Annotated in this window: 15 protein-coding genes; 8 read left to right on the plus strand and 7 right to left on the minus strand. The window is 64.6% G+C overall.

The features are described from left to right. Window positions 1–31: 31 nt before the first annotated feature. Window positions 32–1,225 (plus strand): Na+/H+ antiporter NhaA, encoded by a 1,194-nt coding sequence (nhaA, locus tag G7Y82_RS07090; protein ID WP_168147332.1) that lies wholly within the window; start codon window positions 32–34, stop codon window positions 1,223–1,225. Between the two features lies 1 nt (window position 1,226). Here nhaA and G7Y82_RS07095 read toward each other — a convergent pair whose 3' ends face one another. After that, a complete protein-coding gene (locus G7Y82_RS07095) occupies window positions 1,227–1,826 on the minus strand; it encodes a YceI family protein (RefSeq protein WP_168147333.1) in 600 nt (199 codons plus the stop codon). Between the two features lie 122 nt (window positions 1,827–1,948). Between G7Y82_RS07095 and G7Y82_RS07100 the strand changes: the two genes are divergently transcribed. Next, window positions 1,949–2,413, plus strand: coding sequence for a YaiI/YqxD family protein (locus G7Y82_RS07100; protein WP_168147334.1), 465 nt, complete (start codon window positions 1,949–1,951; stop codon window positions 2,411–2,413). Here the strand turns inward: G7Y82_RS07100 and G7Y82_RS07105 are convergent, their stop codons facing one another. Beyond that, the gene (locus G7Y82_RS07105) at window positions 2,414–3,097 is read right to left on the minus strand and encodes a uracil-DNA glycosylase family protein (RefSeq protein ID WP_168147578.1); all 684 of its coding nucleotides are present in this window, start codon (window positions 3,095–3,097) and stop codon (window positions 2,414–2,416) included. Between the two features lie 104 nt (window positions 3,098–3,201). Between G7Y82_RS07105 and G7Y82_RS07110 the strand changes: the two genes are divergently transcribed. Together G7Y82_RS07110 and G7Y82_RS07115 are read left to right on the plus strand one after the other, a co-directional pair. Next, the gene (locus tag G7Y82_RS07110) at window positions 3,202–3,816 is read left to right on the plus strand and encodes a DUF2946 family protein (RefSeq protein ID WP_168147335.1); all 615 of its coding nucleotides are present in this window, start codon (window positions 3,202–3,204) and stop codon (window positions 3,814–3,816) included. Between the two features lie 43 nt (window positions 3,817–3,859). Beyond that, window positions 3,860–4,189 (plus strand): hypothetical protein, encoded by a 330-nt coding sequence (locus G7Y82_RS07115; protein ID WP_168147336.1) that lies wholly within the window; start codon window positions 3,860–3,862, stop codon window positions 4,187–4,189. Between the two features lie 151 nt (window positions 4,190–4,340). Here G7Y82_RS07115 and G7Y82_RS07120 read toward each other — a convergent pair whose 3' ends face one another. The 4 genes from G7Y82_RS07120 to G7Y82_RS07135 form a co-directional block, all read right to left on the minus strand. Then, window positions 4,341–4,580, minus strand: coding sequence for a hypothetical protein (locus G7Y82_RS07120; RefSeq protein WP_168147337.1), 240 nt, complete (start codon window positions 4,578–4,580; stop codon window positions 4,341–4,343). An 808-nt stretch (window positions 4,581–5,388) separates the two neighbouring features. Then, a complete protein-coding gene (locus G7Y82_RS07125; RefSeq protein ID WP_168147338.1) occupies window positions 5,389–5,643 on the minus strand; it encodes a Txe/YoeB family addiction module toxin in 255 nt (84 codons plus the stop codon). Then, window positions 5,640–5,912 (minus strand): type II toxin-antitoxin system prevent-host-death family antitoxin, encoded by a 273-nt coding sequence (locus tag G7Y82_RS07130; RefSeq protein WP_168147339.1) that lies wholly within the window; start codon window positions 5,910–5,912, stop codon window positions 5,640–5,642. Before G7Y82_RS07130 ends, G7Y82_RS07125 begins: the two co-directional genes overlap by 4 nt. A gap of 141 nt (window positions 5,913–6,053) precedes the next feature. Then, window positions 6,054–8,045, minus strand: coding sequence for a pyrroloquinoline quinone-dependent dehydrogenase (locus G7Y82_RS07135; protein ID WP_206370438.1), 1,992 nt, complete (start codon window positions 8,043–8,045; stop codon window positions 6,054–6,056). Between the two features lie 4 nt (window positions 8,046–8,049). Here G7Y82_RS07135 and G7Y82_RS07140 point away from each other — a divergent pair, with 4 nt between their 5' ends. Further along, window positions 8,050–9,015 carry a LytTR family DNA-binding domain-containing protein gene (locus G7Y82_RS07140; RefSeq protein ID WP_168147340.1) on the plus strand — a complete coding sequence of 322 codons (966 nt, stop codon included), beginning with the start codon at window positions 8,050–8,052 and terminating at the stop codon, window positions 9,013–9,015. Between the two features lie 49 nt (window positions 9,016–9,064). Further along, entirely contained in the window at window positions 9,065–9,643 is a 579-nt protein-coding gene (locus G7Y82_RS07145; RefSeq protein ID WP_168147341.1) for a TlpA disulfide reductase family protein, read from the plus strand. Between the two features lie 17 nt (window positions 9,644–9,660). Here the strand turns inward: G7Y82_RS07145 and G7Y82_RS07150 are convergent, their stop codons facing one another. Beyond that, a complete protein-coding gene (locus tag G7Y82_RS07150) occupies window positions 9,661–10,749 on the minus strand; it encodes a fatty acid desaturase (RefSeq protein ID WP_366515630.1) in 1,089 nt (362 codons plus the stop codon). Between the two features lie 99 nt (window positions 10,750–10,848). On the opposite strand from G7Y82_RS07150, the gene G7Y82_RS07155 reads away from it, so the two are divergent. Both G7Y82_RS07155 and G7Y82_RS07160 read left to right on the plus strand, forming a co-directional pair. Next, complete coding sequence (locus tag G7Y82_RS07155) at window positions 10,849–11,868, plus strand: AraC family transcriptional regulator (protein WP_168147342.1); 1,020 nt, start codon at window positions 10,849–10,851, stop codon at window positions 11,866–11,868. A 374-nt stretch (window positions 11,869–12,242) separates the two neighbouring features. After that, on the plus strand, window positions 12,243–12,434 hold the full coding sequence (locus G7Y82_RS07160) for a hypothetical protein (protein ID WP_168147343.1): 192 nt from the start codon (window positions 12,243–12,245) through the stop codon (window positions 12,432–12,434). Window positions 12,435–12,461: the final 27 nt, after the last annotated feature.

A 12,461-nucleotide genomic window follows, 5' to 3' on the forward strand; every position in this document is an offset into this window, starting at 1 on the left:
GGGCACAACCGCCCCGATCCGGAACCGATTGATGTCGAACCCCGCAACGCCCACGCCGCCGCTGCCCAAGCTGCTTGAATTCCTCAAGCATGAATCGTCGGCCGGTCTGATCCTGATGGGCTCGGCGCTGCTGGCGCTGATCGTCGCCAACTCGCCGCTGGCCGACGGCTATTTCCACGCGCTGCATGTCTACATCGGCGGCCTCAGCGTGTTGCACTGGATCAACGACGGCTTGATGGCGCTGTTCTTCCTGCTGGTCGGTCTGGAGATCAAGCGCGAGATGCTCGAAGGCCAGCTGTCGAGCTGGGGGCAGCGCATCCTGCCGGGCTTCGCCGCGCTCGGCGGCATGATCGTGCCGGCGTTGATCTACGTCGCCTGCACGCAGGGCGACAGCACCGCGCTGCGCGGCTGGGCGATTCCGATGGCCACCGACATCGCGTTCGCGCTCGGCGTGTTGACGCTGCTCGGTTCGCGCGTGCCGGCCTCGTTGAAAGTCTTCCTCGCGGCGCTGGCCATCATCGACGACCTCGGCGCCGTCATCGTCATCGCGCTGTTCTATACCGAGCAACTGTCGATGCTTGCGCTAGGCGGTGCGGCGGCGGTGCTCGCGGTGCTGATCGCGCTGAATGTGTTCGGCGTCAAACGCGTCTGGATTTATCTGCTGCTCGGTGTGCTGCTGTGGTTCTTCGTGCTCAAGTCCGGCGTCCACGCGACGCTGGCCGGCGTGATGCTGGCGCTGACGGTGCCGCTGCGCGAGAAGGGCGAGAAGGCCGTCGATCATGCCGACCACGGTCATTCGCCGCTGCATCGGCTCGAACACGGCCTGCATCCGTGGAGCGCCTTCCTCGTCATTCCGATCTTCGGCTTCGCCAATGCCGGCGTGTCGTTCGCTGGCATGAGTCCGCACGCGGTGTTCGACGCGGTGCCGCTCGGCATCATCGCCGGCCTGTTCATCGGCAAGCAGCTCGGCGTGCTCGGCTTTACCTGGCTGGCGATCGCCACCGGCCGCGCGCAGCGGCCGGCGCAGGCGAGCTGGATGCAGCTCTACGGCGTGGCGCTGCTGTGCGGCATCGGCTTCACGATGAGCCTGTTCATCGGCGGCCTGGCGTTTGGCGACGGCGGCGAGCTGATGCGCGAGACCAAGCTTGGCGTGCTCGGCGGCTCGGTGCTGTCGGCGCTGGCTGGTGTGTTCGTCCTGCGCTTTCTGGTTCGCGCGCCGCGCTGATTCAGATCTGCGAGACCGCTTCCATCTGGATACGCAGCGTCACCGTCATGTCGAAGCCGTAGTCCTTGCCGGCGCTGAGACCGTAGTCGTCGCGCTGGAAGCTCGCTAGCGCGTCGGCGCCGCACAGCTCGCGGTCTTTCAGCATCGGGTGCGGCATGCACTTGAAGCTGTTGACGGTCAGCACCAGCGGATGTGTCATGCCGTGTAGCGTGAGCGTGCCGACCACGCGCGTCGGGCGACCGTCGACGAAATCCGTGAGCCGGCCTTGGTAGATCGCCTGCGGGTATTTCGCGGCATCGAAAAATTCCGGCGCCACGGCTTGTTCGTGCATCGCATCCAATCCGAAATCGACGCTGTCGATGTCGACCGCAACCTTGACCGTACCGGTCTGCGCGACGCGGTCGAGCGTCATCGTGCCGGTCGTCTGGTTGAACTTGCCGCGCCACACCGACAGGCCGCCCATATGATCACCCTCGAAACTCGGATAGGTGTGCGCCGGGTCCATCTCATAGGCCTGTGGCGCCGCCAGTGCGCTGCCCGTGGCCAGCGCCGCTGCCGCCGCGACCAGGCCGCGCATCGTCGATCGGGTGGTCTTTTTCATGCGGGGTTCTCCTCATTTTCGTGAGCAAGCGCTCGGTGCGCATGATGACGACGAACGAGGTCGCGAGGAATCGACCAGAATTGGGGGATGAAGTCGAAAAAAGTTGGCGGCCGGTGCCGCGCATGAAGATCTGGGTTGACGCCGATGCCTGCCCCAAGGTCATCAAGGAAATCCTGTTCCGAGCGGCGCAGCGCCGGCAGTTGGAGCTGATCCTGGTCGCCAACGCGCCGCTGGCGGTGCCGCGCTATCCGTACATCCGCAGCGTCGTCGTGCCCAAGGGTTTCGATGTCGCCGATCAGCGTATCGCCGAATGGGCCGAGCCCGGGGATCTGGTCATCACCGCCGACATTCCGCTGGCCGCGGCCGTCGTCGAGCAAGGCGTGCCGGCGCTCAATCCGCGCGGCCAGCGCTATACCGCCGACAACATCCGCCAGCAGTTGTCGATGCGCAATTTCATGCAGGAGCTGCGCAGCGCCGGCGTCGAAACCGGCGGCCCCGCGGCGTTTCATCCGCGCGATCAACAGGCCTTCGCCAACGAGCTGGAAAAGCTGTTGCAACCGGTGCCGCGCCGCGAGCCGGCGCGCTGATCAGGCCTGCAGAGCCTGCAGTCGCGCCGCCAGCAGCGCCGGGAAGCGCGCATACCAAGTGGCGTTGAGCGGCGATGGATGCGGCAGCGGGTGCAGGGTGATCTGCCGCTCGCGCGCCGCGCCGCCGACGGTCACCGGCATCGACGTTTCGTAACGGTCGTCGCGTTCCCAGAACGCGTCCAGCGCTTCACGTTCGGCCTTGCTGCGATTGAGGCCGAACCAGAAAAACGCTTCGCGGCCCAGCACGATCATCTCGCTGCCGTGCCAGTCGTCGGCCAGCACCTGCGCCATCAGCGGCTGGAAGCGCTTCTTGATCGACGTCGACCACGCCTTGTTGCCCACCGGCTTGTACGGCACGGTGTTGGCCCAGAAATATTCACGCCCGATCGCGCGCGAGGCTTCGAAGTCCGGCAGCGGCTTTCCATGGCGATGCTGATACAGCGCGCGACGCACCAACTGGCCGCCGGCGCCGATGAACGGCTCCAGATGCTGCACCTCGTCGCGGCCGGGGTCGCGGCCGAAGAAGCCGACGCGGGCCCGCGCGTCGCCATGCGCCACGATCGGTTCCAGCGGATCGCGCTCGAAACGCGCATAGACCTCGGTGTCGATGCCCGGCGTCTGCTCGGCAAGTTTGCGGAACGCGCGGCGCTGATCGTCGGTCAACAGGCTCTGGTAATCGGACATCGGTTCGGGCGGCAAAAAAGGACGCGCCACGATACACAAAGCCGGTCCGGCAGGTCGGCCCGCCGCACGCCTACAATGGCCGTCCGCTGTACAAGGAGTCCTGTGTGGAAGATTGGGTACATCGCGCGCTGGAGCGTTGGCCGAATGTGCCGGCGCTGTTCGGTTGGCTCAAGCTCGATCGACGCGGCCGCTGGCTGATTCGCGGCGAGCCGATCACGCGGCCGCAGATCATCGACACGATCAATCGCAACTACGCCGCCGACGAACACGGCCGCTGGTATTTCCAGAACGGCCCGCAGCGCGGTTATGTCGAACTCGAAGTGGCGCCGCTGATCCTCTGGGCGGCGCCGGACGGCGCCCACCTGACGACGCACACCGGCGTCGAGATCGGCGATGCGCAACAAGTGCTGCTCGACGAAGAAGGCTCGCTGGTGCTCGCCACCGAACACGGCGCCGCCGCCTTCGCCGACAACGACCTGGAGTGGGCGCTCGCACACCTGCGCAACAGCGACGGCGCCGACTGCAGTGAAGACGATCTCGTCACCGCACTCGCGCAACCGTCCGGCACCGGCACCGCGCTGGTCCTCGAGCTGGCCGATGCCTCAGTGCCCGTCGAGCGCCTCGACCGTGAACAGATTCCGCAAGCGCTCGGCTTCGCACCAGCGCCGCAGCCGCTCGATGACGAGCGCGCGGTGGTGGGCGGAGCGGACGATGTTTAAGGGGCCCTCTTATCGACTTGGCCCGCTATAGGAGCGACTAGAGATGGGTACTTTTGTCGACTTCTTTATTACTTGCCTCGTGCTGCTTGTGTGCACAGCCGTGATTGTCATCGCCGTTCAGCGACGGTGGTATATCCATCTTCAAACCAAGCACCCGAAGGTATGGTCGGCCCTAGGTGAGCCTCGCCTCTTGGGTTGTTCTGCTGCGGTGCAATGGCGTGTCCTGCGCTTTATCCAGGCGGGAGACTATCGTGATTTCAATGATGTTCAGCTTGATCGCCTTACTCGCAAGCTTCGGCGCTGGGGTGTTTCCTACATTGTCTTGTTTGGACTGACCGTCATCGTGCTTCTAGTCGGCGTGCTCACGCTTTAGATCGCTCTTTAATTGAAGGAAGACCAATGGGACAGACCACGTTTATGTTAGCGGTGATGCCTGCCGAACGGCGTAAACGCTACCGAGCCATATTCAAGACAGACATAAGCGCCGACCTGGCCGACGAGATTCGTTCGGCGACCAGTGGCAACTAGGAATTGGGATCCGAGCGTTTTGCTGAGCAGATCGCGCAGGTGCTGGGGCGGCGCGTGGTACGGGGGAAGGCCGGCCGGCCGCGAAAATTAGCGCTTCTTCGACGCAGCAGCAGCTTGTAAAGCTGTTCTTGGCCAAATCCGGGCCGAAGCGGATAATCTTTGACATGGGCATTCTCCGTTACACACTCGACCTCTCCGCTCTGATCGCCGGTCAGCATCAGAGCGGAGAGGTCCATGTCATTCGTTAGGGCTCAAAGAATGGCTTTCATTTACCGACCACTATTCATGTTGTACTGGCTGTTGTTCGCCGTCCTCGCGGTGCACGCAGCTGAGTGGCCAGGCTACGTCGGGAATCCAATGCAAGCCCCATATCCGCTGGCGCGCCTGTTATGCACTTGGTTGTTTCTCGGGCTCGCTACAGCATCGCTGTACTTAATTCTCAAGCCACCTCTATTCCGCACTTCTCTCTGGCGCCTTCCAATCGCACTATTGTTCGCTACGCTTCTCGCGGCCGGCGGCCTTTACTACGGTGGGTATACAGACCTACCGGGGCTCTACTATGTGCCTGGCCAGTTTGGCCTCATTACTCTTGCTGCTGTTCTGATCTTCACATTGGGCGGTCTAGCGCAATGGTCTTGGTGTCGGCTCGCGAGCGGAGCCCTAATCCGGCGCTCAACCGGAAGTGCCCGAAAAGCCGGGCACTCCGGTTAGCCCTGCGTTAGTCCCACCAAAAAATGTGGTTTCTGTTTCTTGTTCTCGCCGTTGCTCTTGTGGGCATCGCTGCATCGCTCGCGATTCTGGTGAAGTTGTGGAGGAAGGGGCGAATCGGAAAAGCCGCGAGCGTCGCCGCTGTTGGTGGCGTTATTTTTCTCATTTATTCAGCCATCTATCCATCTGAATCCTTCTACAAGGGAGAGTTTGAGAGGATCACCGGACCTCCCTTTCTGCGCGCATGACGGACTTCATTTCCAGCTCGCGTAGTGGAGGATTCACCCCGCCGATCGCGTTCTGTGCATATCACAAAAGCCCCGCTTTAAGTGGGGCTCAGTAGTGATAGCGGCATTGGACGATATTGAGAGCGTTGCCTTCGACGGAATAGACAAGACGGTGTGCGTCGTCGATGCGGCGGGACCAATAGCCGCTGAGGTGATGCTTCAGGGGCTCTGGTTTGCCAATGCCGTCGAAGGGGTTGCGACGGATGTCCTTGATCAACGTGTTGATGCGTTTCAGGCCGGGCTTATTGTTCTGCTGGTGCCATAGGTAATCTTCCCAAGCCTCTACGGTCCAGACGAGATTCAATCGACCCGCGCCCCATCTTCGTCGACCATTTCGCGTTGGACCGTGCGACCGGCGCGAAGGCTGGTGATCGAACGTGTCAGGCGTTCGGCGTTGGCCGGTGAACGCAGAAGATAAGCGGTTTCTTCAAGCGCACTGTAGTCGGCCAGCGACATCATCACGACCGGTTCTCCCTTCTGGCGCGTGATCAGTGTCGGGGCTCGATCGCTGTTGACGGCATCCATGGTCTCGGCAAGGTGCTGCCGGGCCGTGGTGTAGTTGATTGCGCGCATGACGGACTCCATTTCCAGTTCTGAATGTACGTATATATGTACATATTTTCAAGCCCCCTCAGCCTGCTTGTGGCGACGGCAAGGAGTGAAAGGCGGATCGCCCCGAACCCGCATGGTCGACCGTTCGGTGTTGCCCGATATTCACCGCGCATCCGGTTCGTGCGTTGGTGGCAAGGCATAGGCGACCACCGCGTCGCCGCGCTTGGTGCCGAGTTTTTCATGGCCGCCGGCGGCGATGACGACGTATTGGCGGCCCTTCCACATGTAGCTCATCGGTGTTGCCTGGCCGCCGGCCGGCAGGCGGCCTTTCCATAGTTCTTCGCCGCTGTGGGCGTCGAATGCGCGGAGAAAGTCGTCCATTGCCGCGCCGATGAAGACCAGGCCGCCGGCGGTGACCATGGGGCCGCCGACGTTCGGCGAGCCGATGGTGCCGAGGACGTACTGGCTCATCGGTGCGAGGTCCGCGGTCGTGCCCAGCGGCACGTCCCACAACACCTTGCCGCTGTGCAGATCGACCGCGTGCAGTTGCCCCCAAGGCGGCGGATTGCAGGGCATATGCAGCGGCGACAGCATCACCTCGCGCTTCATGCCGTAGGGGGCGCCGGCCTGCGCCGAGATTTCGATGTGCGGCTGGTCCTCCTGCGCGGCCTTGATCTTGGCCGCTGGGATCAGCGTGACCAGATGCATCGCGTTCGAGGTGTTGACGTAGGCGATGTCGCTGTCCGGGTTGAACGCCAGCCCGCCCCAGTTGGTGCCGCCGCCGGTGAACGGGTAGATGATGGTGCCCTGCGTCGACGGCGGCGTGTAGAAGCCTTCGTGCTTGGCTTGCGCGATCATGTCGCGGCACTTGCCGCGATCCCAGAACGTCAGGCCGTAGGCCATGTCCGGGGTGATGCTGCTGGCGGCCAGCGGTCGCGGCGCGATCGGGAAGGGCTGCGTCGGCGACAGCTTTTCGCCGGGCGCGCCGTCCTGCGGCACCGGGCGTTCGACCACCGGAATGATCGGCTTGCCGGTGTCGCGGTCCAGCGTGAACAGCAGCCCTTGTTTGGTCGGCTGCAACACCGCGTCGTGTTGCTGGCCCTGATAGGTGATCGTCGCCAGTGTCGGTTGCGCGGCGACGTCGTAGTCCCAGACGTCGTGATGGGTGACCTGGAAACTCCAGGCGACGCTGCCGTCGGCGATGCGCAGCGCCACCACCGAGTCGGCGTATTTATCGTCGCCGGGACGGTCGCCGCCCCAGAAGTCGGGACTCGGCGACGAAGTCGGCACGAACACCAGGCCGCGCTTTTCGTCGATGCTCATCGGTCCCCAGGCATTGGCGGCGCCGGCCTTGATGCCGGGGCTGCCGGACAGCACGTCGAAGTGCCATTTGAGCGCGCCGGTTTCAGCGTCAAAGGCGTTGACGGTGCCGGGCACTTCGGCGACGCGCTGATTGTCGTCGATCGACGAGCCGACGATGATCATGCCGTTGGCGACCGCCGGTGCCGACGTGATCTGCATGCCGGCCTTGCGCGCCGGCGCCTGCTCCGGCACCACGTGCACCACGCCGTGTTCGCCAAAGCTTTCGCAGGGTTTGCCGGTCTGCGCATCGAGCGCGATCACGCGCAGGTCGTTGGTGTTGAGGATGACGCGTTCCGGGCAGGGCGCATCGGCCCGCGGGGCATGCCAGAACGCCACGCCGCGGCAGTTGAAGCTGTTCGGGTAGTACATGCCCTGGGTGCGGATCTGCGGGTCGTAGTGCCAGATCGGCTTGCCGGTGCCTGGATCGAGGGCGCTGACGGCATTGAACGGCGAGCAGACGAACAGCTTGCCGTCGGCAAGGATCGGCGTGTTTTCGAAAGCCGAGCGTTTGACGGCGTCCGGATGCAGCTTCAAGGCGCCGGTCGAATAGGTCCAGGCCGGCACGAGTTTGGCCACATTGGCGGGTGTGATCTGCCGCGCCGGCGAGAAGCGTGTGCCGCCCTGGTCGCCGCCATAGGCGGGCCAGCCGGCCGCGGCTTCGGGGCCGGTCTGCGCCGACGCGCTGGCGCCACCCCACATCAACAAAGCGGCGAGCGCCGCCGCCGACATCGCCTTGGCCCATCGGGCTCCATACAATGACCGGCGATGGCGAAGGGCTTGATAGGAAGGCATGAAGATGTCCGGGTTTGAGCACGGCGACGATGGTTTGCCGGGCGCCGATCGCATGCAAGCGGCGGGGGCCGAAATCCATGCTGGGCGGGGCCTGCGGCGGCCGGGTGTGACGAGCGGCACCGAATCGGGGACGGGCGAACGGGCTTCGTACTCCGATCTGTGGTGGGGCTTGCTGCTGGTGGCCGCGGTGATCACGGCGTTCAACAGCGTCAACGTGATGTCGGATCTGCACGACATGCCGGGCTTGCCGGCGATCGAGCCGATCATCTGGGAGGCTTCGAGCTGGGTCACCTTCCTGGTCGCGGCGCCGCTCATCTGGCTGGCGGTCAGACTGGCGCCGCTGTCGGTCCGGCCGCGATGGAGGCTCGCCCTGCATCTGCCGGTCATGCTGCTATTTTCGCTGCTGCACGTGGTCGGCTTCATGCTGATCCGCAAGGCGGCCTATGCGCTGGGCGGCGGCCACTACGCGCCGAGCCTGCTCGGCAATTTTCTCTACGAGTTCCGCAAAGACATGCTCGGTTATGTGATGGCCGTGCTGGTCTTTTCATGGGTGGCGAACCACTTGGCGATGCGCCGCAAGGCGGCATTGCCGCCCATGGTGCCGACCGCTGCCGCCCCGGCACCGGCTGCGCTGTTCGACATCCGCGACGGTGCGGCGCTGATCCGCGTACCGATCGCCGACATCCACGCCGTCACGGCCGCCGGCAATTACGTCGAATTCGTGCTCGCGGACGGCCGCCGGCCGCTGATGCGCTGCGCGCTGTCGGTGATGGAAGCCGAACTCGGTGCGCACGGCTTCGTCCGCACGCATCGTTCGTGGCTGGTCAATCCGGCGGCATTGACCGCGCTGCGACCGGAAGGCTCGGGCGCCTATACGGTCGTGCTCGGCGCCCTGGAAGTGCCGCTGTCGCGCCGTTATCGCACGGCGCTGGAGCGGCTGCGCGAACGGCCGGCCGGGGCCATCGCGTGAAAGGCCGGGCCGGCTGCAGGAATGTCCTGAGGACCGTGGAGGTGATCGTATGGCTGCAGATCAGCGGGGCAGGGGCTGCACGATGAACAGAGGCGCATGGTTCATCGCGGCCTGTCTGGCGGCGTTACTGACCCATGCGGCATTCGCCGCGACGTCGCCCGGCGTCGGTGATGCGCCGGTGGCCATCGATCGTTTCGGCGAGGATCAGAATGACGTCCCGATTCGGCTGGATGCATTGCATGGCCAAGTCGTCGTCCTGACGTTCTGGGCGTCCTGGTGCGGGCCTTGCCTCGAGGAAATGACGACGCTGAGCAAGCTGGCAAAGATCCCGGCGGTGCAGGGCAGGCTGTCGGTGGTCGCGATGAATTTTCACGAGGATCGCAGCCGGTACTGGCGGATCAACCGGGCATTGGCATCGTTGCCGATTCACCTCGGTTGGGCGAGCACGTCATTGAGCCGCCAATACGGCGTCAAGGCGCTGCCGAACATGTTCATCATCGGCAAGGATGGCCGCATCGCGGCACATCATGTGGGCTATTCGAGCGACGGCATCGACGCGTTCGTCGATGAGATCAACCAATTGCTCAATGCACCGGATCCCGCCGACGCTGCGACGGCGGGAACCTAGGCCGCAGGCACGGCGGTTCAGGCTGTCGCGGTTTTAGGTGTCGCCGCCTCCAGCGCGCCCCAGCGATTCGCCCGTCCGAACACGCCGTAGTCGTTGAAGCGCACGCCGTTGTCGCGCATCACCCGGTGGGCGGCGCGGGCGGTGAGCTGGCGGACATAGAACGGCTGATTGACGACGAAGTGATGGATGGCGTGCGTCGCGCCGAAGTTGAAGCAGAACAACTGCGCCGGCCATAGCCACCACGGGTTCAGCACCTGGCACTGCTGGACGATGTTGTTCGTGTCGATGTCCCCGTAGTAGTGCATGTTCGAGCTGACGAAGTGCAGGCAGAACACGCGCAGCACATTCGGTGCGAGCCAGACGACGACGATGGTGTCGATCACGTTCATGAACGCGGACGTCGCCAGCGGCGTGCCGGCGGCGGCGAAGCCCAGCGCGACGGCGTGGTAGCCGAGGAACCCATACCAGATGGCGTAGTGCAGCAAGGACAGCGGCACGAAGCCGCGACGCTGCTCCTTGATCAGCATCTGTACTTCCTCGCGCGAGGTCGGCTGCTGGGCCTTGATGAAGGCCTTGACCGTGTCATGCATCATCCGCTGGCGCAGCAGCACCGCGAGCATGTGATCGCCGGTCATCAGCAAGCGGCGTAGGCCCCAGCGCTCGCCATTGGTGATGGCGCGTTCTTCGAGATCGGATTCGGTGCCGGAATATTTGTGGTGATGCAGGTGCAGGCGGCGCCGCACCCAGGGGCTGACGGTGCTCGGCCGCGTGATCCAGCACAGCGCCATCATCAGGTGATAGGCGATCGGGTTCTTGCGAAAGTACAGGGTGTGAATCAGGTCGTGTTCGAGTTCGTGGATGAACGACGCGAAGATCGCTGACATCGGAATGCAGACCCACCAGGGGATGGCGCCAGCGGCATAGGCCCAGCCGCTGGCAATCATGCCGGCCACCGACAGTGCCATGATCGCCGCGCCGATCGCGTCCTGATGACGCAGGAACCCCCAGCGGGCGCGCACACGCTCGCTTTCGGCGCGGATCGCGGCCTTGATCGTGGCGACGCGCTCGGCGTCGGTGACGGCGCTTGTCAGCGTGGTGGTGCTCACTTCATCCTCCGACTCTTCAGAATTCTGCGAGCGTATTGTCGGCAGAGCAGCACGAATCCGCCTGACCGCACGCGCCAAGCGAGCGACCCAAGACGCCAGATGTTGCACACCACCGTCCTCAGCAGTTGGGGCAGGGCCATCCGCCGCGCACTCGATGCGGCCGGCGTCGACAGCGCGCGTTTGTTCGCCGAGGCCGGGCTCGACGTTGCGGCGCTCGCCGATCCGGATGCGCGCTATCCGCTCGAACAGACCACGCGGCTGTGGGCGCTGGCGGTGCGCGAAACCGGCGACCCGGCTTTCGGCCTCTCGGTGGCGACGCAGGTCACGCAGACTACGTTTCACGCGCTGGGCTATGCGCTGATCGCCAGCGGCACACTGCGTGAGGCCTTCGAGCGCATGGTGCGATATTTCCGGCTTGTCACCGATGCGGCCGATCTGAAGCTGGAACGCGATGGCGACAGCTATCGCTTCGAGGTCGGCTATGTCCCGGGCGTGATGCCGGCGCCGGAATCGGTCGATGCCTTCATCAGCCTGTTTCTGCGGTTTTGCCGCAGTCAGCTCGGTCGCGAGTTCTCGCCGCTGCGCGTCGCGCTGCGCCGCGCGCGGCCGGCGCAGGTCGAGCGTTTCGACGCGGTGCTGCGCTGCGCGATCGACTTCGGCGCGGCCCGCAATGCCGTGTGGTTCGCGGCCGAGCCGTTCGAGCGCGCGTTGCCGGATGCCAATCCGGAGCTGGCGCGGCATAACGACGAGGTCGTGGTTCGCTACCTGGCGCACTTCGATCGCGACAATCTACGCGCCCGCGTGCGGGCGGCCTTGATCGAGGCTTTGCCGGGCGGCGAGCCGTCGGCGCAGAAGATCGCCGACCTGCTGCACATGAGCCTGCGCAGCCTGCAGCGCAAGCTGGCCGACGAACAGGCCACGTTCGCGGCGATGCTCGCCGAAGTGCGTCACGAGTTGGCGCGTTCGTATCTGCGCAACCCGCACTACAGCATCGGCGAGATCACCTTCCTGCTCGGCTTCACCGATGCCAGCGCGTTCGCCCGCGCGTTCCGGCGCTGGGAGGGCTGCGCGCCGAGCGCGTTCCGCGCGTCCGGGGCGCCGGACGTGGCGGCCCACTGACGGCGGGGCGCGACACAAGCCGCGCGGCGCTTGGCGGCGTGCACCGTGCGTACCGGAATCGACGGCGATCGGCCGCCAGGTGGCGAGGAACTGCTCGCGAAGCCCATCGGTGACGATCGGCGCATTCGATCTGACGCGGCGCCCGTTCGACGTTGCTCGCGAGTTGCATCAGCCAGGCGAACGCATGATCGCCACGCCCGGCGGCGCAAGCCATGCCGGGGATTCGACATGGGTGGGCCTTCAGTGTGAGCGCCCTTCGCGGCTCGGGAAAGCGGCTGGCTATGTTGTCGTCGACGAACGCGCCGACGCCCATTTGCTTTTGTGTTGCCGCGGGCGCACCGTGGTCGACCGTCCCGTCATACTCGGAGATGCAAATGGATACGCCCTTCAGGGTTGGTGACGTGGTGCTGGAGCGCGAAAGCACACGGCGCATGAAGGTGGTGTCGCTCGACAAAGCCGACGGCTCGGTACGCTGTTCTTGGGTGCGCGGACCGGCCAAGCTGTCCAAGAGCTTCGCGGTCAGCGAACTGCAGATGTGCATTCCGAAAGCCCGGAGTACTTCCTGAGCGCGCTGCATGTCGACATCGATCGGC

Origin of the sequence: Solimonas marina (assembly GCF_012241385.1) — a bacterium.
GTDB lineage: Bacteria > Pseudomonadota > Gammaproteobacteria > Nevskiales > Nevskiaceae > Solimonas > Solimonas marina.

What these genes read in the sequence shown, in the direction of transcription:
- nhaA (WP_168147332.1), top strand. Translation starts at nt 32, where the DNA reads ATGTCGAACCCCGCAACGCCCACGCCGCCGCTGCCCAAGCTGCTTGAA.
- G7Y82_RS07095 (WP_168147333.1), bottom strand. Translation starts at nt 1,826, where the DNA reads ATGAAAAAGACCACCCGATCGACGATGCGCGGCCTGGTCGCGGCGGCA.
- G7Y82_RS07100 (WP_168147334.1), top strand. Translation starts at nt 1,949, where the DNA reads ATGAAGATCTGGGTTGACGCCGATGCCTGCCCCAAGGTCATCAAGGAA.
- G7Y82_RS07105 (WP_168147578.1), bottom strand. Translation starts at nt 3,097, where the DNA reads ATGTCCGATTACCAGAGCCTGTTGACCGACGATCAGCGCCGCGCGTTC.
- G7Y82_RS07115 (WP_168147336.1), top strand. Translation starts at nt 3,860, where the DNA reads ATGGGTACTTTTGTCGACTTCTTTATTACTTGCCTCGTGCTGCTTGTG.
- G7Y82_RS07120 (WP_168147337.1), bottom strand. Translation starts at nt 4,580, where the DNA reads ATGGACCTCTCCGCTCTGATGCTGACCGGCGATCAGAGCGGAGAGGTC.
- G7Y82_RS07130 (WP_168147339.1), bottom strand. Translation starts at nt 5,912, where the DNA reads ATGCGCGCAATCAACTACACCACGGCCCGGCAGCACCTTGCCGAGACC.
- G7Y82_RS07135 (WP_206370438.1), bottom strand. Translation starts at nt 8,045, where the DNA reads ATGCCTTCCTATCAAGCCCTTCGCCATCGCCGGTCATTGTATGGAGCC.
- G7Y82_RS07140 (WP_168147340.1), top strand. Translation starts at nt 8,050, where the DNA reads ATGTCCGGGTTTGAGCACGGCGACGATGGTTTGCCGGGCGCCGATCGC.
- G7Y82_RS07145 (WP_168147341.1), top strand. Translation starts at nt 9,065, where the DNA reads ATGGCTGCAGATCAGCGGGGCAGGGGCTGCACGATGAACAGAGGCGCA.
- G7Y82_RS07155 (WP_168147342.1), top strand. Translation starts at nt 10,849, where the DNA reads ATGTTGCACACCACCGTCCTCAGCAGTTGGGGCAGGGCCATCCGCCGC.
- G7Y82_RS07160 (WP_168147343.1), top strand. Translation starts at nt 12,243, where the DNA reads ATGGATACGCCCTTCAGGGTTGGTGACGTGGTGCTGGAGCGCGAAAGC.